The sequence below is a fragment of the Kribbella capetownensis genome (assembly GCF_004331485.1).
GTDB lineage: Bacteria > Actinomycetota > Actinomycetes > Propionibacteriales > Kribbellaceae > Kribbella > Kribbella capetownensis.
On record NZ_SJKD01000001.1, the window covers coordinates 508,666 to 528,037 of the forward strand.

Sequence of the window (19,372 nt, forward strand, 5' to 3'; positions counted from 1 at the left end):
CGTATGAGTGACCGGACCATTCCCGCCGACGGCATCGGCATGCACCTCTACACGATGCGCGACGTGCTGGCCGAGGACTACCCGGGGACGCTGAAGCGCCTCGCCGGCATCGGATATCGCACGATCGGGGTGAGCGGGCGGTTCGACCACAGCGCCGAGGAGATCCGGTCGTTCGCGGACGACGCCGGGCTAGCGATCGTGCTGGAGCACGTCGGGTACACCCGGATGGCCGACGACTGGGACAGCGCGCTGGCCGGCGTGAAGACGCTGGGCGGCAAGTGGGTCGTCGTACCGTCGATTCCGTCCGAGCTGCATTCGGTCGAGGGTTTCCGTACGGCGGCTGCGGCGTTCACCGAGGCCGGCAAGGCTGCGCGCGACGCCGGGGTGAAGTTGCTGTTCCACAACCACGGGCGCGACTTCGACTCGGTCGACGGGCAGATCCTGTTCGACATCCTGCTGGAGGTCGATCCGGAACTGCTCGGGTTCGAGTTCGACCTGTACTGGGCGGTCGAGGGTGGCCAGGATCCGGCGAAGTACTTCCAGGAGCACCCGGGCCGGTTCCCGGCGCTGCACGTGAAGGACATGGCCGCGGACGGGTCGTGGGAGGACGTCGGTGCCGGCAAGCTCGACTTCGCCGCGATGTTCGCGCACGCCTCCGAGGGCGGCGTCGAGCAGTGGCTGGTCGAGCACGACAAGCCCACCGACGCCTGGCACTCGGCCGAACGCAGCTACCGCGGCCTGACCGAGCTCCGGTTCTGACGTTGGACACAAACGCTTAACCGGATCAGATCCGGTGACGACCGCTCACACCTGGTGAGATCGGTTTACGCTCGATCCGTGCAGAAGGAGCCTACGGTCCGGCTGACGGCCATCCGCCGCCTGTACGAGGTGAGCGCGCGGATGGGTGCGGGGCGGAGCCTGGCCGAGACGCTGCAGGCGGTCGTCGACGGCGTGGTGGACGGACTCGGCTTCGGCATCGCCGTACTGAACCTGCGCCACCCGGACGGCAAGTTCGAGGTGATCGCGGTGGCCGGCTCGCCGGAGGCGCGGGAGGCCTTGCTCGGCACGGTGAGCGCGGCGGACATCTTCGACGCCGAGTTCGCCATCGCGGACAAGTGGGGCGGCCTGCGCTTCGTGCCGCACGAGCGGCTGCCCGAGGGCGAGGTCGTCGGCTGGGTGCCCGACGTACCCGTGTCGGACGACCCGGCCGCCTGGCATCCGCTGGACGCCTTGTTCGCGCCGCTGCACTCGTCCGACGGCGAGTTGGTCGGGATGCTGGCGGTCGACCTGCCGGAGGACCAGCGGCGGCCGGGGCCGATCCACCGGGAGTTGCTGGAGATCTTCGCGACCCAGGCCGGGCTGGCGATCGACAAGGCTCGGCTGACCGATCAGTTGCTGGCCGAGAAGACCCGGCTCGAGGCGAGCGAGACGACGTTCCGGATGGTCTTCGAGGGCGCCGGGAACGGGATGGCGACGATCGCCTTCGACGGGTCCGAGGCGGGCCGGATCCTGCGCGTGAACGACGCCTTCTGCCGGATCACCGGGTACGCCGCCGCCCAGCTGATCGGCGTACCGATGGTGGATTTCCTCCGCGACGAGGAACCGGCTCAGTCCCGGCGAGAACTCGAAGAGCTTGCCCGAGGCAACAGAACGTACCGGTTCGAGCGGATCTTCACCCGGCCCGGCGGCAACGAGATCTGGCTCGGCGGTACGGCGACGATCGTCGACCAGGGCCCCGGGCTGCCGCGGATCCTGCTGATCCAGATCGACGACGTGACCGCCCGCAAGGACGCCGAGCGCGAGCTGCGCCACCACGCCGCGCACGACCCGCTGACCGGCCTGCCCAACCGCCGCCTGCTCCAGCACCGCTTCGCCGCAGTGCTGGAGCGGACCCGCGGGTCAGGCCGGCCCGGTGCCGTGCTGTTCTGCGATCTCAACCACTTCAAGCTGGTGAACGACGGCTACGGTCACGAGGCCGGCGACCGCGCGCTGCGCGAGATCGCCACCCGGCTGGCCGCCGAGGTTCGGCACGGCGACACCGTGGCCCGCCTCGGCGGCGACGAGTTCGCGGTCCTCGCCGAGGACATCGCCGACGAGGACCTCGCGACCCTCATCACCCGCCTCGAGACCGCCGTCAGCCGCCCGCTCCCCGGCATCACCATCGAGGTCAGCACCAGCATCGGCACCGCCCCGATCACGCCCGACTCAACCGACCTGGACGCCCTCCTCCACAGCGCCGACCAGGCCATGTACGACGCGAAGCACCGCCGCGACTGATTAGAGCAGCCGGTGCGACCCCGGCCGCTCCTGCCGAAGCATCCGGACGCCGTCCTCCAACCACCAGGCCAGCGGGCCGACGACGACGGCCGTCAGGCCTAGCAGTGCCACCGTCCGGGCGCCGAACGGTCAACGGGAACATCTGGTACCTGTAGACGTCGACGGGACCCCGAATGCGTCGCTCGTGCCGGGTGTCGGTCAAGTGCCCGAGTTGTTGGCGGTAGGCCGTTGCTGTCAGCGTTCGACTCATCTCGGACAGTTCAGAGCCCGGCGCAGGGCATCAGGCGGCGTCGAGCGCGGCCACCTGGTCGGCGGTGAGTTCGAGGTCCAGCGCGGCGTACGAGTCGCGGATCGTCTCCGGTCGGCTGGAGCCGGGGATGGGGACGACGCGCGGGGACTTGGCCAGCAGCCAGGCGAGGGTGACGCGCTGCGGGCTGACACCGAGCTCGGCGGCGAGCCGGTGGAATGCAGGGTGTTTGCTGCCGAGGGAGCCGGCGTTGGAGATGCCGCCGAGCGGTGCCCAGGGCAGGAACGCGATGCCGAGTTCGTCGCACAGCTCGAGCTCCGGCTCGCTGGACCGGAACGCGGGCGAGAACTGGTTCTGCACGGAGACGAGGCGACCGCCGAGGATCTCGTTGGCCTGCTTGATCTGGGCCGGGTTCGCGTTCGAGATGCCGGCCATCCGGATCTTGCCGGCGTCGAGCAGGTCGCGGATCGCGCCGATCGAGTCCGCGTACGGCGTCTTCGGGTCGGGCCGGTGGAACTGGTACAGCCCGATCGCCTCGGCCCCGAGCCGCTTGAGCGAGTCGTCCGCGGCCTGCATCAGGTGCGCCGGCGACCCGTCCACGATCCAGCTGCCGTCGCCGGGCCGCTGGTGACCGCCCTTCGTCGCGACCAGGACCTTCGAGGTGTCGCCGCCGTACGACGCCAGCGCCTTGGCGATCAGGGACTCGTTGTGGCCGATGTCGGTCGCGGTCAGGTGGTACGCGTCGGCGGTGTCGATCAGCGTGATGCCGAGGTCGAGCGCCGCGTGGATGGTCGCGATCGACCGGGCCTCGTCGGGCCGGCCCTCGATCGACATCGGCATACCGCCGAGCCCGATCGCGCTGACCTCGACGTCGCCGATCCGACGGGTGGGGTTCGTCTGAGCTGCCATGTCTCCAACGTCCCGCGTGCGGGGCGCCGATTCCAACAGGAATCTCCGCACAGACTCAGCACTCCTGGTGCTGAATCGATGTCAAGGGGTTACCTTTCGAATGGTAGTTACGTAAGAATGTGACGCAACTCGACCTCCCTGGATCGGAGCCCGCCCGTGCCTCCTCCTCCCACCCGTCGTACCTTCCTCCAACTGAGCGGCCTCAGCGCCGCCGCGGTCGCTATCGGCGTCGCCGCACCGGCCGGCGCCGACGCCGCCCCGGGACGCCCGGTCCCGTCCGGCGCCTTCGCGCTGGGTGTTGCGTCCGGTGATCCGCGCACCGACGGCTTCGTGCTTTGGACGCGACTCGCGCCGACACCGCTGGCGACCGACGGTCACGGCGGCATGCCCTCCGATCCCGTCCCCGTGCAGTACGAGGTCGCCGAGGACAGCCAGTTCAAGCGCGTCGTACGCCGTGGGCTCGCGATCGCGACGCCCGAGCTGGCGCACGCCGTACATCCCGAGGTGCGCGGGCTGCGGCCGGATCGCGAGTACTTCTACCGGTTCCGCGCCGGTAGCGAGCTCAGCCCGGTCGGCCGGACCAAGACGCTGCCGGTCCAGGGGTCGCAGTTCACCTTCGCGACCGCGTCGTGCCAGGCCTGGTACCACGGGTACTTCGCGGCCCATCGCGACATCGCCCGCCGTGCTCCGGACGCGGTGTTCTTCCTCGGCGACTACATCTACGAGTACGGGATCGTTGCCGGTGACAACCTCTGGCGCGAGGGTGTCTCGGTCGGACCCGAGCACGGTGTGGAGATCGAGACGCTGGAGCAGTACCGGTTGCGGTACAGCCTGTTCAAGACCGACCCGGATCTGCAGGCTGCGCATGCGGCCGCGCCGTGGTTCCTGGTCTGGGACGACCACGAGGTGCAGAACAACTACGGTGCCGACAACTCGCTGTACGGGATCCCGCCGGAGCTCTTTGTGCATCGCCGCGCCGTGGCGTACCGCGCGTTCTACGAGAACGTACCGGTCGCCTTGGACAGCCTGCCGCACGGGCCGGACGGGCAGCTCTACCGGCGGTACGACATCGGATCCCTTGCGCGGGTCCACCTGCTCGACACCCGGCAGTACCGCGACCCGCTGCCGGTAGACGAGGCCGATCGCGTATCCGAGCAGCGCACCATCATGGGCGCCAAGCAGGAGAAGTGGCTGTACGACGGACTCCGCCATTCACCCGCGACCTGGAACGTCGTCGCGGGCGGTGTCGTCCTCAGCGCGATCACCGACGACCGGACCGAGCAGTGGGACGGCTATCCGGCGAACCGGAGCCGGGTGCTCGAGGCGATGGGTCAGGCGGGTACCGCGGTGATGCTCACCGGCGACATCCACCGTCACGTGGCTTCCGAACTCAAGCTGGACTTCGCGAATCCGGACTCGCGGACGGTCGGCGTCGAACTGGTGTGCTCGTCGGTCGGCTCCAACGGGGACGGCACCGACACAGACCAGTACGCGCAGGACTGGCTTCAGCATCCGTACGTGAAGCTCTACAACGCGCGCCGTGGGTACGTGCACTCGACCTTGACTCGCACCGAAATGACCACCGAGTTCGTCAACTTCCCCTATATCCAGGCGGATGCGAACGCCGAACCGCGGGTGGTCGCGTCGTTCCGTACGCCCGCTGACGATCCCCGTCTGGAGGCATTGTGATGAATCGTCCTCCCGCCATCACCCAGCTCCGTGGCACCGGCGACATCGGCACGCTCACACTCGACTGGAAACCGGTGTCGTGGGCAACGGTCGTGGACCACTACGCCGTGTACGTCGCCGAGCCCGGCGCCACGACGTACACCCTGCTGGGCAAGACCGTCTATCCGCATTTCGTTCATCGCGGGCTCGGGTTCACCGGCGTCACCAGGTCCTATCGGGTGGTGACAGTGGATGCTGCGGGCAACAGATCACAGGTGTCGCGTTCCGTTGCCGCTGCCAACAAGACGTCCGTGACGATCTCCGGTCAACCAATCGCGCGCGTCGGCTTCTACGACGGTAAGGGCTCGGAGCTGGCGTTGTCTCCCAAGGGGTACGCCGAGTATCCGACGCGATTCCCGTCGGACGTCGACTACACCTACGGTACGTCGGTGCCCTCGGTCGACTGGTCGTACCTGTTCCCCGGGCCGGCGGACAAGTGGGCCGGAACGAAGAACCACACGGTGACGTTCCGGTTCGACCTGACCGCCGTGCCTGAGCAGGATCTCGACCTGGCGCTGTGGCTGATCGACAGCCACGCCAGCATCCCGGGCTCCGCCGTACTGTCCGTCAACGGCGCCGAGGTCGGCCGGCTGGCGTTCGCGAACGGAGCCACCAAGGGCTCGACGATTGCCGACACCACCTACCCCGGTTCACCACTCAAGCCGTCGTACCTCGAGACACCGTTGTCCAAGGCACTCTTCCGCACCGGCCAGAACGTGATCGAACTGGTGAAGGACGAAGGCTCCTGGATCGCCTACGACGCCTTCGGAGTCTATGCCCGGAAGTGACCTCAGCCGGGCACGTCGAGTCGCTGCGTCCCGACCACCGACAGCAGCCGCAGCGCTTCCTCCGACGGTGAGCCGGGGGTCGCGGTGTAGATGATCACCTGCTGGTCGCGGTCCGGGATCGAGAGAGCGTCGCAGTTCACGGTCACGGTGCCGACCACGGGATGCTCGAAGGTCTTGCAGAGCGTCGGCTCCGCGAGCACGTCGTGGGCCTTCCACAGCTCGGCGAACTCGTCGCTGCCCGCGAGCAGTTCGGCGATCAGTTCCTGGGTCTCCGGATCGTCCGGGTACCGCGCCGTCGTCGCCCGCAGGTGGTTCGCCGAGCTCCGGGCGAACCGTCCGGCGTCGGAGACCGAATACAGCCGGCCGGAGCTCGGTGGTGGGCCGAGGAACGCCCGCCGGATCAGGTTCCGATCTCGCCGGGAGAGGACGGAGAAGTCCTCCATCAGCGCCGTCGCCAGGTGGTTCCAGGCGATCACCTCGTACGACGCCGACAAGACGATGGCGGCAGCGTTCGGCAGCCGTTCCAGCAGGTCGAGGATGCTCTGCCGGACCTGGTGCGGCGGGCCGGGCGGCGGCGCGACCGGCACACCTGCCAAGTCGTGGAGGTAGTTGCGTTCGGCATCGCCGAGGCGGAGTGCGCGGGCCAGCCCGGCGAGCACCTCACCCGACGGATGTGGTGCCCGGGCCTGTTCCAGCCGGGTGTAGTACTCGGTCGAGATGTACGCCAACTGGGCCACCTCCTCTCGGCGCAGTCCCGGCGTACGGCGGCGGCGGCCGGCGGGCAGCCCGACGTCGGACGGCTTGATCCGTTCACGTCGGTTGCGCAGAAACGCTGCCAGCTCGGGCTTGTCCACGCTTCCAGTCTGCCGCGTCGCGCGAGATTAGCCAGGTACTACCGGTGTCTGGTTACGGCTCTCGCCAGGGCACAGGCTCGAAGGCATGGACAAACTGCTGGAAGGAAAGGTTGTTTTCATCACCGGTGCGGGGCGCGGGATCGGTGCCGCGGCCGCCCGACTGTTCGCCGCCGAAGGGGCGCAGGTGATGCTCGCGGCTCGCACCGAATCGGAGCTGGCGGCAGTCACTCGCGAGATCGGTACGAGTGCGGCGTACACAGTCGCTGACCTCGCCGATCCCGACGCGGTGCACGCCGCGGTCGATCGAGCGGTCTCGGAGTACGGGCGCCTGGACGGGGCCTTCAACAACGGCGCGATCGGCATCCCGCCCGGACCGATGGACACGATGAGCGTGGATCAGTTCGACCAGGGGTACGCCGTCAACCTCAGAGGGCTGTGGACCGCGATGGTCGCCGAAGTCACTGCGATCCGGGCGACGGCCGGACACGGGAGCATCGTCAACACCTCGAGCGTCGGCAGTCTCGCCGGGAACCCCGCGCTGCCGGCGTACGGCGCGCTGAAGCGGGCCGGCAACAGCCTGACCGAGTCGGCCGCGATCACCTACGGTCCGGAGAACATCCGGGTCAACGCGATCGCTCCGGGAACGACCCTGACAGAGATGCTGCACGACTGGGACCGCGCCACGCCCGGCATCATCGACAGCCTGAACGCCCGGACCCCGCTGGGTCGCGCCGCCCAGCCGGACGAGATCGCCCAGGCCGCCGCCTGGCTGCTCAGCGACCGGTCGTCATACGTGACCGGAACTGTGCTACGCGTCGACGGCGGCCTGGCCGCCTGACCTCAGCTCTCACCCGTGTCAGCTCGCGTCGGCAAGTTGACGCCGGTGCCCCGGTGGGTGGATCAACCGGCACGATAGGTCCATGCAGATCGACGAACGAGTACGACGAGCCCGCCCCGACGACGTCCCCCCGCTCGTGGAACTGGTCTACGGCCTGGCCGAGTACGAGCGCGCCCCCGACGAGTGCCACCTGACCGCGGACCAGCTCCACACCGCACTCTTCGGCGAGAACCCCGCCGTCTTCTGCCACGTCGCCGAACACGAGGGCGCGGTGGCCGGCTGCGCCCTGTGGTTCCTCAGCTTCTCCACCTGGCGCGGCGTCCACGGCATCTACCTCGAAGACCTCTTCGTCCGCCCCGAAACCCGCGGCACCGGCCTCGGCAAAGCCCTTCTCACCGCCCTGGCCCAAGAATGCGTCACCCAAGGCTACGAACGCCTCGAATGGTCCGTCCTCAACTGGAACACCCCCGCCATCGACTTCTACAACTCCCTGGGCGCCAATCCCCAAGAAGAATGGACCACCTACCGCCTAACAGACGAAGCTCTCACCCGCCTCGGCTCATGAACGCGTTGGCGGAGCACCTCACCGGCGTCAGGTTGACGCACGAACTGCTCGATGCGGAGGACTACCTCTGCGGACTCGCTGTACTCAAACGCTGAGCCCAGCGCTCAAGGCATCCGCGTTGTCGTGGATCCAGTGGCGGTGGGTGCGGATGGTTGCTGGTACGCCGAGCGACTGGAGGTGTTGCATGGCGCGGTTGCCGGCTTTGGCTGCTCGGTCTATGCCGTCGGCCGCTTGGGTTTGCCAGTTGAGGATGGATGGGATGAGGGATCTGGTGTTGGCGGGGCCGTAGCCGGCGAGGAGGGACTGCCATTGGGGGATGACGCGGTCGAGGTTGCCGAGGTCGGCGTACTGCCAGCAGATGAAGGCGATGTCGTTGATGCGGGGGCCGGGGGCGGCCAAGTCCCAGTCGATGAAGGCGATCGCGCGGGTGGCGTCGTTGGTGTAGACGGTGTTCTTCGGCGAGAGGTCGTTGTGACAGACAACCTCCTGGTCGCCTGCGAGCGCCGTACCCGCCGTCAAGTCGTGGAACTCCCGCACCAGCCGGCCCACCGACCGGAGCGTCTCAGGTGAGGTGACTGCAGGCTTCCAGGGTCGCTCCCACGCCACGTACCCGTCGATGAAGCTCAAGCGCTCCCGCCCGTCCTCCTCCACCCCGAGAAACCGCGGCGCTCCACCCCACGCCTCCAACCCCGCCAACACCTCACGCACAAACCCGGCCCGCTCCCCTGCCTCCCGCAGTACGACATCCCCGCGCCGCACCACCACATTCACAAACCCACCCTGCAACTCCACCTCATCCACACCCCAACCCTGCCGTACAGCCCGCGGAATAGGCGCGGGGTTTTCGCCGTTGAGGCGGTATCAGTCGACAGGAGGTGTGTAGTGGAGGACTTGCGGGCGCTCAGTTATGGGCTGGGGCAGCAGTACTTCGAGGAGCGGGACTATCGGGGGGCGATCCGGGCTTTGCGGCCGGTGGTGGAGGAGACGCCTGAGGATGTGGGGACTCGGTTGTTGTTGGCTCGGGCCTACTATCACGCGGCGTTGCTGAAGCCGGCTGAGGAGCAGTTGCTCGAGGTGCTCGACCGGGAGCCGACCGAGTACTACGCGCATCTGATGATGGCGCGGACGCTCGAGCGGCAGTCACGGGCCGAGGAGGCCGGCAAGCACCGCCGGATCGCGGCGGCGCTCACCGGTGACGACGAACTCCTCAAGCCTCACAACGCCTGACGTTGGGCGGTGTGGAGGTCGGGGACGGCTGGGCGGGTGCCGAGTAGGTAGGTGCCGTTCTCGAGGTCGCCTTGGAAGTCGCGGGGTAGGCCGCTCGGGTCTGAGGTGAGACCTTGCAGGCCGACGGTGATGCTGCGGGGTGCGACGTCGGCGAGCTGGATCGCGTACGGGCTGCCGGAGGTGATCCGGACGTTCCAGTGCGCGATGCGCGCGCCGAACAGCGGCCCGGACGCGGCCGATCCACCGACCCGTCCGTTGTTCACCAGCGTGATGTCGGTACGGGCGTTCTCGAACGGCATCGCGCGATGCGTGTCGAACGTCCCCTCGGCCATCCGCCCGCGCCGCCAGACGTTGCCGGCCGACAGCCCTTCCAGGTTCAGGCCGTGATGCGTCGACCCGGACGGCAGCGGCACCGTGAACTGCTCGATCTCGAACCCGTCCACCTGGTTGTCGTGCGACTGCATCCGGCAGGCGAAACTGTGATGCGCGGACCGGCCGCCGACCACCACGTTCGTCAGTGTCACCGCCTTCGTCGTGGTGAACCCGAACCCGAGATCGCAGTTCTCCACCCGTACGTCGTCCGCCCAGCAGTCGTGAACCGCCTGGAAACACAGGCCGTTCGACCCCGGATGCCGGTTGTGCACCGTCATCGGCCGCAGTTCGTTCCGGATCGTCAGCGACTCCACACCGACGTCGTGCACCGTCGGCCCGACCTCCCGCAATCGCGACGGCCAGCTCGGCCGGAGGTCGTACCTGAGCGGCTGCGCCAACCGGACCAACCGCTCACCCAGCACCGCCTCGATCCGCACCGGCCACTGCAGGCTCGCGTACTGCACATACTGCCCGCCGGACCCGGTCGTCAGCTGCGGCGCCTTCACCGCCCACTCGTACTCCCGCGTCCCCGCCACATCCCCCGCCAGATGCCGCAGTACGCCGGCATCGGCCGGATTGTCGGTCTCGAGTACGACGAGATCCCCGGCGGCGAGGTGCTCGGTCGACGACACGAGCAGCGTCCGTTGACCGCGGGACGCGGCACCGACCTCGGCCAACGTGTCGCCGAGCATCCACCCTTCGGAGCCTGCGTAGTCCTCGGCCTCGGACAGTGCCTTCCGCTCGGGTGCCATCACCCAGATCTGCCCGCCGGTCCACGACCAGCGGCTGTTGCCGGTCGACTGCAGGTTCGGCCGGTAGCCCTCCTCGAGCGGGCGGTTGAAGTGCAGGATCGTGCGCTCCCGGCCAGCGCCCTTCAGGACGACATTCGACCAGTGGATCCAGACCGGCGAGTCGAAGCGGTACACACCCTGAGGTACGACGACCGTCCCGCCACCGCGACTGCCGGCGTACTCGAGAGCTTGGGTGAAGGGGCCGGAGGCGTCGGCGGTGCTGCCGGGGCGGGCGCCGAAGTCGGTAACGTTCGCGACCACACGTGGGCGGCGCGGTCGCTCGCCGCCGTGATAGCCGGCGTGGGAGATGTCGGGGATGAGCGGGTGAGCGCCCGGCGCCTCGGCCCACTCGGCGAGGAGCTGGGTCGAAAGATCGCCATGGGTCGCGGCGGCTGGGGTCGCGGCGGGTCCGGTTGCGGCCGTCGCGGCTGCGGCGAGCAGGGTGGTGGCGGGAACGGCGGCTGCTCCACCGAGCAGGAGACGGCGGGTCAGGCGGGGCGACGTACGGGGGTTCTGCATGGAGAACGCTCCTCAGGGGCGGTGAGGTTTCGCATGACGGGACCTAGTTTCACCACACGGACCTGACCTGACAAGGGCGTGATGGAATGACGGACCGGGGATTGGCGTTGATCTGAGCATAGGTAGTTTAATAGTGAACTATCTACCCCAGTCGAGGAGGACAGATGCAGTTCGGTGTGTTCACCGTCGGTGACGTGACCGAGGATCCCACCACCGGCACCACCGTGAGCGAGGCCGAGCGGATCAAGGCGATGGTGGCCATCGCGGTGAAGGCCGAAGAGGTCGGCCTGGACGTGTTCGCCCAGGGTGAGCACCACAACCCGCCGTTCGTGCCGTCGTCGCCGACCACCCAGCTCGGCTTCATCGCCGCGAAGACGTCCAAGATCATCCTGTCCACCGCGACGACTCTGATCACCACCAACGACCCGGTGAAGATCGCCGAGGACTACGCGATGCTGCAGCACCTGGCCGACGGCCGGGTCGACCTGATGATGGGTCGCGGCAACACCGGCCCGGTGTACCCGTGGTTCGGCCAGGACATCCGCAACGGCATCGGCCTGGCGATCGAGAACTACGCCCTGCTGCGCCGGCTCTGGCGTGAGGACGTGGTCGACTGGGAGGGCAAGTTCCGTACGCCGCTGCAGGGCTTCAGCGCGACACCGCGGCCGCTGGACGGCGTACCGCCGTTCGTGTGGCACGGGTCGATCCGCTCGCCGGAGATCGCCGAGCAGGCCGCGTACTACGGCGACGGCTTCTTCCACAACAACATCTTCTGGCCGGTCTCGCACACCCAGCGGATGATCGAGCTGTACCGCAAGCGCTTCGAGCACTACGGCCATGGCGCCGCGGACCAGGCGATCGTCGGACTCGGCGGTCAGGTCTTCATGCGGAAGAACTCGCAGGACGCCGTCAACGAGTTCCGGCCGTACTTCGACAACGCGCCGGTCTACGGGCATGGCCCGACGCTGGAGGACTTCAGCCGGGAGACGCCGCTGACGGTCGGCAGCCCCCAGCAGGTGATCGAGCGAACGCTGACGTTCCGGGAGCACTTCGGTGACTACCAGCGGCAGCTGTTCCTGATGGACCACGCCGGACTGCCGTTGAAGACGGTGCTGGAGCAGCTGGACATCCTCGGCGAAGAGGTGGTTCCGGTACTGCGGAAGGAGTTCGCGGCGAAGCGACCGGCGCACGTGCCGGACGCCCCGACGCACGCTTCACTGAAGGCCGCCGCCGAGCGGGCGCGCGACTTGGAGACGATCGTGGAGCCGGCCGGATCGGTCGAGGAGACGAGCCGATGAAGGAACGCGTGATCGCCGTGGTGACGGCCGGGCTGACGACACCGTCGTCGTCCCGGCTGCTCGCCGACCAGTTGGCGGCGGCCGTCAAGGACGAGCTGTCCGGGCGCGGGATCGAGTCGCGGATCGAGTTGATCGAGGCCCGCGACCACGCGCACGACCTGACCAACAACCTGCTCACCGGCTTCCCGTCGGCCGAGCTGGAGAAGGTGCTCGCCACGGTCGCCGGGGCGGATGCCCTGATCGTGGTCTCGCCGACCTTCAGTGCGTCGTACTCCGGGCTGTTCAAGATGTTCTTCGACGTGCTCGACGATCAGGCGCTGGCCGGCAAGCCGGTTCTGCTCGCGGCGACCGGCGGGACCGAGCGCCACTCACTGGTGCTCGAGTTCGCGCTGCGGCCGCTGTTCGCCTACCTGAAGGCGATCCCGGTCCAGACCGCCGTGTACGCCGCGTCCACGGACTGGGGTCCGAACGCTACGACGCTGCGTCCGCGCATTACTCAGGCCGCGACCGAACTGGTCGCCGCCCTGCAGCACGAGGCCCCGGCCCAGACCGTCGACCCGTACGACAACCCGACCCCGTTCGAAGACCTGCTCAACAGCTGACCGCCTGATGGGCTGGCCGGCCGGATGGTGGGTTGGCCAGCCGGAATCACGGTAGCGAACCCACCGCCTGATGGGCTGACCCACGAGGCGGGAGGGGACGGCTAGGACCGTTCGTCGATGAGCAGGGAGATGCCGTCGAGGATCCGGGTCAGGCCGAACGACAGAGCGTGTGCCGGGTCGATGACGGACTGGAACTGTTCGCCCACGGAAGTGCCGACCCGGCCCGCCAGCGGGAAGTGCTGAGCCGCGCCGGACATGACGCTGGTCAGGGTCGGCGAGATCTGCCGCCACCACTCCTCGTCGGACAGCCCGGACTCGCGTTGAGTGCGAAGCTGTTCGGCGCCGGCGCGGGCGGTCCCGTGGACGTGCGTGAGCACCAGGGTCAGGGCCGAGTCCATCTCGACGTCAGTCAGCCCGAGACTGTCGAGGGGCCGTAGCTCGGCCTCGTACTTGACGGTGATGTTGGGGCCGAGCGCGTTCCGCATGGTCGGGACGTCGTGGATCCACGCGTGCTTCGTCAGCACGTCCCAGTTGCGGCGGGCAATGAACTCCAGCGCGCCACGCCAGCCGCCGGGCTGCCGCGACGGTTCGTCGGCGTCGGCGTACAGGTCGCCGTACACGCTGTCGAACATCAGGTCGGTCAGCTCACCCTTGCCCGGGACGTGGGTGTAGAGCGACATCGTCCCGGCCTTGAGTTGCTCCGCGACCATCCGCATCGAGACCGCATCGAGCCCTTGAGCATCGGCCAGGTCGATCGCCGTGTCGACAATCGCCCGCACGGTCAATCCGGATCGGCCGGGCTTGGTGTGGCTGCCCCAGAGCAGCGCCAGACTGCGCGCCGGATCGGGCGCGGACACCTTCTTTCCTGCCAACGGAACTAACTCCAGCCGCTCGTCGTTGTCTCGATCGTACCTGAGTCGTACACTGTACGGTACACTCTACGACTCAACCTGGGCGAGAGGTGGGAAGTGACTACGGAACGTGTGATCGAGGCCGTCGGCGTACGGAAGAACTACCGGGGTGGCACCGAGGGGGCGGGGCTGAACGGATTCGACCTGGAGGTCGCCGCCGGCACCGTGACGGGGCTGCTCGGCCCCAACGGCGCCGGCAAGACGACGGCGGTGCGGATCCTGTCCACACTGCTCGAGCTGGATTCCGGTACGGCGGCGATCGCGGGGTACGACGTCCGCCGGCAAGGAGCGGAGGTACGGCGCCGGATCGGGCTGGTCGGGCAGTACGCCGCGATCGACGAAATACTGACCGGGCGGCAGAACCTGGTCATGTTCGGCCGGCTGAACCACCTGGGCCACGCGGCCTCGGTACGCCGCGCCGACGACCTACTCGAGCGGTTCAGTCTGACGGAAGCAGCCGGTCAGGTGGTCAGCAAGTACTCCGGTGGGATGCGGAGGCGACTCGACCTGGCGGCCAGCCTGATCGTGGCGCCGGCGGTCCTGTTCGTGGATGAGCCGACGACCGGGCTGGATCCGGCCGGGCGGCTCGAGGTGTGGTCCGCCATCCGGCAGTTGGTGGACGGCGGGACGACGGTGCTGCTGACGACGCAGTACCTGGAGGAGGCGGATCAGCTGGCGAACCGGATCTCGATGCTGAAGGCCGGAGTGGTCGTGGCCGAGGGGACCCCGGACGAACTGAAGACGCAGCTCGGCTCGGACTGGCTGGACCTGGTGCTGGTCGATCCTGCCGATGTACAGCGCGTGGTCGCGTTGGCCGGGCCGCTGGCGGACGGGGACATTCGGATTGTCGACAATCGGATCAGCGTGCCGGTGAAGGACCGCACCAAGGCCCTCGTGGTGATGGCCAACTCGTTGCATGAGGCAAAGATCGAGCCGGAGGACATCACCTTGCGCAGACCCACGCTGGACGAAGTGTTCCTGCACCTCACCGGACCGGGGGTGGCGGCATGACCGGGTTCGGTTGGGCGCTCGCGGACGGGTGGACGATCGCGCGGCGGACCCTGACGCACTGGCGGATGCAGCCGGGGCTGGTGCTCTTCTCCTGGTTCTTCCCGGTGCTGATGCTGCTGATGTTCGGCGGGCTGCTCGGTGGGGCGATGGACTTCCCGGAGGGCGAGTCGTACTACGAACTGCTCGTGCCGGGGATCTTCGCGCTGTCGATGCTGTTCGGGCTGGAAGGCACGATGACCGCGGTCACCCAGGACCGGGACAAGGGGGTGACGGACCGGTTCCGGTCGCTGCCGATGAGCTCGACCGCGGTCGTGCTCGGGCGGTACATCGCGGACATGCTGGACTCGGTGGTGACGCTGATCGTGCTGGCCGCGGCCGGGCTCGCGCTGGGCTGGCGGTGGCATGAAGGGTTGCCGGCCGCGGTCGCGGCGTTCGGACTGCTGTTGCTGCTGCGGTTCGCGTTGCTGTGGATCGGGATCTTCATCGGGCTGACGGTGAAGAACGCTCAGAGCGTCACGATGGTGCAGGTTCTGGTCTGGCCGATCGGCTTCCTGTCCAGTGCGTTCGTCGCCACGTCCACCATGCCGGCCTGGCTCGGCACGATCGCGCAGTGGAATCCGTTGTCGGCCACGGCCACCGGGTCGCGTGCCCTGTTCGGCAATCCCGATCCGTCGGCGACCGCCACCTGGATCGGCACCCACGCGGAGATCGCGGCGATCATCGGGCCGCTCGTCCTGACCGCGGTGTTCCTGCCGCTGTCGGCGCAGCGCTACCGCACGCTCTCCCGCTAGACGTGACGCGCGGGCCCTGGCGACGTACCAGGGCCCGCGCGGACGTTGCCTAGGGCATCAACTGGCCGCCGTTGACCTCGATGATCTGGCCGGTGACGTACGACGCCATCCGCTCGGAGGCGAGGAACAGGATCGTGCCGACGCACTCGTGCGGCGTGCCGGTGCGACCCATCGGGATGGTGCCGATCATCGCGTTCATCTGCTCGTCGCCGGTGTGGCGGTCGTGGAACGGGGTCTTGATCACGCCGGGCGAGATCGCGTTGACGCGAATGCCGTCCGGGGCGACCTCCTTGGCCAGGCCGCGGGTGAAGGTGCTGACCGCGCCCTTGCTGGTCGCGTACACGACCGAGCCGCCGCCACCGCCGTTCCGCCCGGCGATCGACGTGACGTTGATGATCGACCCGCCGCCCTGTGCGCGGAACACCGGCACGATCTTGCGGCTGACGGCGAACACCGACGTCAGGTTCACATCCAGGATCCGGTGGAACTCCTCGTCCGGTACGTCGGTCACCGGCGTCCGCTTGACCAGGTCACCGGCATTGTTCACGAGTACGTCGATCCGCCCGTGCTTCGCCAGCACGTCGTCGATCAGCTTCCCGGCCGACGCCGGATCCGCGAGGTCCGCCTGGTGCAAGGACGCCGTACCGCCGGCCGTCTGCACGGCACCGAGCGTGTGCTTGGCCCCCTCCTCGTTCTGGTGGTAGTGCAACGCCACTGCGGCCCCGGTCTCCGCGAACCCCACCGCCGCCGCGGCCCCGATCCCGCTGCTGGCCCCGGTCACCACCACGACCTGATCCCTGAAATCCAGATATCCCATGTGCCCCATCCTCCCCCGCCCGCGCCGGGGAACGCGCCGTGGGCTGGTTCCAAGCGGCGCGGCCGGGGGTAGATTTTTTGGATGGAATACGCGCTGGGGCGGTTGGATCTTCGGCGGTGGCGGACAGGGGACGCGCTGCGGCTGACGGCGGCGCATCGCGATCCCGAGATGGCGAACCAGAACGGGATCGTGGACCGCGCGTCCGCGGTGGACTGGATCGGGCGGGTGGCGGACCTCGACAACGGGCACGTGTACGCCGTCGCGGACGCGGACGACCACCCGATCGGGTGTGTGGCGGTGACGAACATCGACCGGCACCAGGTCGGCTGGACGTGGTACTGGACCCTCGCCGAAGTCCGCGGCCAGGGCGTCGCCCGGGACTCGCTCCGCGCCCTCGCCAACTGGGCCCACCGAGAGGCGGGCCTGTACCGCCTGGAGCTCGGCCACCGCACGAACAACGCGGCCTCGTGCGCGGTCGCCGCCGGCGCCGGCTTCCTCTACGAAGGCCTCGAACGCCAACGCCTCGCGTACGACGGCACCCGGTACGACGTCGAACGCCACGCCCGCCTCGCCACCGACCCCCTCACCCCACCCCAACGCCCAGTCACCGTCACCATCTGAGCCGTCACCACCTGAGCCGTCAGCGAACTGGAGGTTGATCAGAGGGTGAGTTTGGGGTGGCGGTTGACGTCCTTGTAGAGGAGGTAGCGGAAGCGGCCGGGGCCGCCCGCGTAGCAGGCCTGGGGGCAGAAGGCGCGGAGCCACATGAAGTCGCCTTCCTGGACCTCGACCCAGTCTTTGTTGAGGAGGTAGACGGCCTTACCTTCCAGCACGTAGAGGCCGTGCTCCATCACGTGCGTCTCCGGGAACGGGATCACCCCGCCGGGCTCGAAGCTGACGATGTTGACGTGCATGTCGTGCCGCACATCGTCCGGATCCACGAACCGCTGCGTCTTCCACCGTCCCTCGGTGTCCGGCATCGCCATGCCCTCGACGTCCACCTCGTTCGTCACGAACGCCGGCGGTACGTCGATCCCCTCGATCCGCTCGTACGCCTTCCGCACCAGATGGAACCGCGTCACCCGGTCGCTCACGTTCCGCACGGTCCAGTCGACGCCCGGCGGCACGAACGCGTACCCACCCGGCCCGAGCTCGTGCTTCTCGCCGTCCAGGGTCACCGTCACGCTGCCCTCGACCACGAACAGCACTGCCTCGGCCGCCGGATCCGTCTCCGGACGGTCACTCCCTCCACCGGGAGCGACCTCGACGATGTACTGCGAGAACGTCTCCGCGAACCCGGACAACGGCCGCGCGAGCACCCACAACCGGGTGTCCTCCCAGAACGGCAGCCGGCTGGTGACGATGTCCCGCATGGTGCCGCGCGGGAGTACGGCGTACGCCTCGGTGAAGACGGCGCGGTCGGTGGTGAGGTCGCTCTGCGGCGGCAACCCACCGGCCGGCGAGTAGTAGCGCGGCGCGCTCATCCTTGTCCTCCTCGGTTCAGCAGCCGTCCGCCGGGGCCGGCTTCGATGTCGACGGGAACGCCGCGGAGCCAGGTACGGCGGACCACACCGGTCAGCGTGCGGTCGGCGTACGGCGTGATGGCGTTCTTGTGCTGCAGGGCGTTCGGGTCGACGACGAAGGTCTCGTCGGGCGCGAGGACGCAGAGGTCGGCGTCGTACCCGACCTCGATCCGGCCCTTGGTCGTCAGCCCGACCTGCGCGGCCGGCGCCTGGCTCATCCAGCGGGTGACGTCGGCCAGGGTGAAGCCGCGCTTGCGCGCCTCGGTCCACACCGCCGGCAGCCCGAGCTGGAGCGACGCGATGCCACCCCAGGCGGTGCCGAAGTCGCCGGTGTCCAGGTGCTTGAGGTCGATCGTCGACGGCGAGTGGTCGGACACGACCAGGTCGATCACGCCGTCGCGCAGGCCGTCCCAGAGGCGCTCGCGGTTCTCGGCCCCGCGGATCGGCGGGCAGCATTTGTACTGCGTCGCGCCGTCGGGGATCTCCTCGGCGGTGAAGGTCAGGTAGTGCGGACAGGTCTCGGCCGTGATCCGGACGCCGCCGGAGCGTGCGTTCGCAAGCCTTGGCAGCACGTCCGCGCTGGAGACGTGCAGGATGTGCACCCGGCAGCCTGTCCGGCGGGCGAGCTCGATCACACCGGCGACAGCCGCGTTCTCGGCCGCATCGGGGCGCGACTTCAGGAACGCGGGATAGCTCGAGCCGTCCGGTGGGGAGGCCAGGTCGATCCGGTGCGCGTCCTCGGCGTGGACGATCAGCAAGCCGTCGAAGGAGCCGATCTCATGCATCGCCGCCTCGAGCTGTGCCTGATCGAGCGGCGGGAACTCGTCGACGCCCGAGTGCAGCAGGAAGCATTTGAACCCGAAGACGCCGGCGTCGTGCAACGGCCGCAGGTCCGGGACATTGCCAGGGATCGCGCCGCCCCAGAAGCCGACGTCGACGGACGCCTGCTGCTGGGCGGTCTTCCGCTTCACCTCGAGTGCCGGTACGTCGCAAGTCGGCGGGATGCTGTTCAGCGGCATGTCGATGATCGTGGTGACGCCGCCGGCCGCCGCCGCTCGGGTCGCGGAGGTGAAGCCCTCCCAGTCGGTGCGACCGGGATCGTTGACGTGGACATGGGAGTCGACCAGGCCCGGGAGCAGCACCTCGTCGTCGGCCAGGAACACCTGCTCGGTGGCCGCGAGGTCGGCGTCGTACGGCGCGACGGCGGTGATCCGCCCGTCCCGGACGCCGACGGCACACGCCCGCTCACCCGCGGCGCCCACCACACGGCGAGCCCGGATCACGAGGTCCAGCGCTGTCATGCG

General features: G+C 68.7%; 21 protein-coding genes. 13 read left to right on the top strand and 8 right to left on the bottom strand.

The genetic code is table 11. The features are described 5' to 3' along the window. Window positions 1-3 precede the first annotated feature (3 nt). On the top strand, window positions 4-759 hold the full coding sequence (locus E0H75_RS02470; protein WP_131511378.1) for a sugar phosphate isomerase/epimerase family protein: 756 nt from the start codon (window positions 4-6) through the stop codon (window positions 757-759). A 78-nt stretch (window positions 760-837) separates the two neighbouring features. Beyond that, entirely contained in the window at window positions 838-2,277 is a 1,440-nt protein-coding gene (locus tag E0H75_RS02475; RefSeq protein WP_131511379.1) for a sensor domain-containing protein, read from the top strand. A gap of 280 nt (window positions 2,278-2,557) precedes the next feature. Here E0H75_RS02475 and E0H75_RS02480 read toward each other — a convergent pair whose 3' ends face one another. Next, a complete protein-coding gene (locus E0H75_RS02480) occupies window positions 2,558-3,433 on the bottom strand; it encodes an aldo/keto reductase (protein ID WP_131511380.1) in 876 nt (291 codons plus the stop codon). Window positions 3,434-3,589: 156 nt separating this feature from the next. Between E0H75_RS02480 and E0H75_RS02485 the strand changes: the two genes are divergently transcribed. Together E0H75_RS02485 and E0H75_RS02490 are read left to right on the top strand one after the other, a co-directional pair. Continuing rightward, the gene (locus E0H75_RS02485; RefSeq protein WP_131511381.1) at window positions 3,590-5,122 is read left to right on the top strand and encodes an alkaline phosphatase D family protein; all 1,533 of its coding nucleotides are present in this window, start codon (window positions 3,590-3,592) and stop codon (window positions 5,120-5,122) included. Then, window positions 5,122-5,949 (top strand): polysaccharide lyase family protein, encoded by an 828-nt coding sequence (locus E0H75_RS02490; protein ID WP_131511382.1) that lies wholly within the window; start codon window positions 5,122-5,124, stop codon window positions 5,947-5,949. Before E0H75_RS02485 ends, E0H75_RS02490 begins: the two co-directional genes overlap by 1 nt. Before the next feature lie 2 nt (window positions 5,950-5,951). Here E0H75_RS02490 and E0H75_RS02495 read toward each other — a convergent pair whose 3' ends face one another. Continuing rightward, window positions 5,952-6,803, bottom strand: coding sequence for a helix-turn-helix transcriptional regulator (locus E0H75_RS02495; protein WP_131511383.1), 852 nt, complete (start codon window positions 6,801-6,803; stop codon window positions 5,952-5,954). 85 nt (window positions 6,804-6,888) lie between these two features. On the opposite strand from E0H75_RS02495, the gene E0H75_RS02500 reads away from it, so the two are divergent. From E0H75_RS02500 to E0H75_RS43890, 3 genes are all read left to right on the top strand, one after another. Then, window positions 6,889-7,641, top strand: coding sequence for an SDR family NAD(P)-dependent oxidoreductase (locus tag E0H75_RS02500; protein WP_131511384.1), 753 nt, complete (start codon window positions 6,889-6,891; stop codon window positions 7,639-7,641). An 82-nt stretch (window positions 7,642-7,723) separates the two neighbouring features. Continuing rightward, window positions 7,724-8,206, top strand: a complete 483-nt coding sequence (locus E0H75_RS02505; RefSeq protein WP_131511385.1) for a GNAT family N-acetyltransferase — start codon at window positions 7,724-7,726, stop codon at window positions 8,204-8,206. Beyond that, on the top strand, window positions 8,203-8,301 hold the full coding sequence (locus E0H75_RS43890) for a DUF6461 domain-containing protein (protein WP_238162777.1): 99 nt from the start codon (window positions 8,203-8,205) through the stop codon (window positions 8,299-8,301). Before E0H75_RS02505 ends, E0H75_RS43890 begins: the two co-directional genes overlap by 4 nt. Here E0H75_RS43890 and E0H75_RS02510 read toward each other — a convergent pair. After that, window positions 8,291-9,037, bottom strand: coding sequence for a phosphotransferase (locus tag E0H75_RS02510; RefSeq protein WP_131511386.1), 747 nt, complete (start codon window positions 9,035-9,037; stop codon window positions 8,291-8,293). The genes E0H75_RS43890 and E0H75_RS02510 overlap by 11 nt on opposite strands. Window positions 9,038-9,088: 51 nt before the next feature. Between E0H75_RS02510 and E0H75_RS02515 the strand changes: the two genes are divergently transcribed. Further along, entirely contained in the window at window positions 9,089-9,433 is a 345-nt protein-coding gene (locus E0H75_RS02515) for a tetratricopeptide repeat protein (RefSeq protein WP_131511387.1), read from the top strand. On the opposite strand, the gene E0H75_RS02520 is transcribed toward E0H75_RS02515, so the two are convergent. Then, window positions 9,421-11,115: a glycosyl hydrolase family 28-related protein gene (locus E0H75_RS02520; protein WP_131511388.1), complete on the bottom strand. Its 1,695-nt coding sequence runs from the start codon at window positions 11,113-11,115 to the stop codon at window positions 9,421-9,423. The genes E0H75_RS02515 and E0H75_RS02520 overlap by 13 nt on opposite strands. A 164-nt stretch (window positions 11,116-11,279) precedes the next feature. On the opposite strand from E0H75_RS02520, the gene E0H75_RS02525 reads away from it, so the two are divergent. Then, window positions 11,280-12,413, top strand: coding sequence for an LLM class flavin-dependent oxidoreductase (locus tag E0H75_RS02525; RefSeq protein ID WP_131511389.1), 1,134 nt, complete (start codon window positions 11,280-11,282; stop codon window positions 12,411-12,413). Beyond that, on the top strand, window positions 12,410-13,015 hold the full coding sequence (locus tag E0H75_RS02530; RefSeq protein ID WP_131511390.1) for an FMN reductase: 606 nt from the start codon (window positions 12,410-12,412) through the stop codon (window positions 13,013-13,015). The genes E0H75_RS02525 and E0H75_RS02530 overlap by 4 nt, the downstream gene beginning before the upstream one ends. Before the next feature lie 101 nt (window positions 13,016-13,116). Here E0H75_RS02530 and E0H75_RS02535 read toward each other — a convergent pair whose 3' ends face one another. After that, the gene (locus E0H75_RS02535) at window positions 13,117-13,872 is read right to left on the bottom strand and encodes a TetR/AcrR family transcriptional regulator (protein ID WP_238162778.1); all 756 of its coding nucleotides are present in this window, start codon (window positions 13,870-13,872) and stop codon (window positions 13,117-13,119) included. 111 nt (window positions 13,873-13,983) lie between these two features. On the opposite strand from E0H75_RS02535, the gene E0H75_RS02540 reads away from it, so the two are divergent. Beyond that, entirely contained in the window at window positions 13,984-14,937 is a 954-nt protein-coding gene (locus E0H75_RS02540; RefSeq protein WP_202872803.1) for an ATP-binding cassette domain-containing protein, read from the top strand. Beyond that, a complete protein-coding gene (locus E0H75_RS02545; RefSeq protein ID WP_131511392.1) occupies window positions 14,934-15,728 on the top strand; it encodes an ABC transporter permease in 795 nt (264 codons plus the stop codon). Before E0H75_RS02540 ends, E0H75_RS02545 begins: the two co-directional genes overlap by 4 nt. Before the next feature lie 49 nt (window positions 15,729-15,777). Here E0H75_RS02545 and E0H75_RS02550 read toward each other — a convergent pair whose 3' ends face one another. Further along, window positions 15,778-16,545 (bottom strand): SDR family NAD(P)-dependent oxidoreductase, encoded by a 768-nt coding sequence (locus E0H75_RS02550; protein ID WP_131511393.1) that lies wholly within the window; start codon window positions 16,543-16,545, stop codon window positions 15,778-15,780. An 81-nt stretch (window positions 16,546-16,626) separates the two neighbouring features. Here E0H75_RS02550 and E0H75_RS02555 point away from each other — a divergent pair, with 81 nt between their 5' ends. After that, the gene (locus E0H75_RS02555) at window positions 16,627-17,166 is read left to right on the top strand and encodes a GNAT family N-acetyltransferase (RefSeq protein ID WP_131511394.1); all 540 of its coding nucleotides are present in this window, start codon (window positions 16,627-16,629) and stop codon (window positions 17,164-17,166) included. A gap of 38 nt (window positions 17,167-17,204) precedes the next feature. Here E0H75_RS02555 and E0H75_RS02560 read toward each other — a convergent pair whose 3' ends face one another. Beyond that, the gene (locus E0H75_RS02560; RefSeq protein WP_131511395.1) at window positions 17,205-18,029 is read right to left on the bottom strand and encodes a bifunctional allantoicase/(S)-ureidoglycine aminohydrolase; all 825 of its coding nucleotides are present in this window, start codon (window positions 18,027-18,029) and stop codon (window positions 17,205-17,207) included. Then, window positions 18,026-19,369, bottom strand: a complete 1,344-nt coding sequence (gene allB / locus E0H75_RS02565; RefSeq protein WP_131511396.1) for an allantoinase AllB — start codon at window positions 19,367-19,369, stop codon at window positions 18,026-18,028. The genes E0H75_RS02560 and allB overlap by 4 nt, the downstream gene beginning before the upstream one ends. Window positions 19,370-19,372 lie beyond the last annotated feature (3 nt).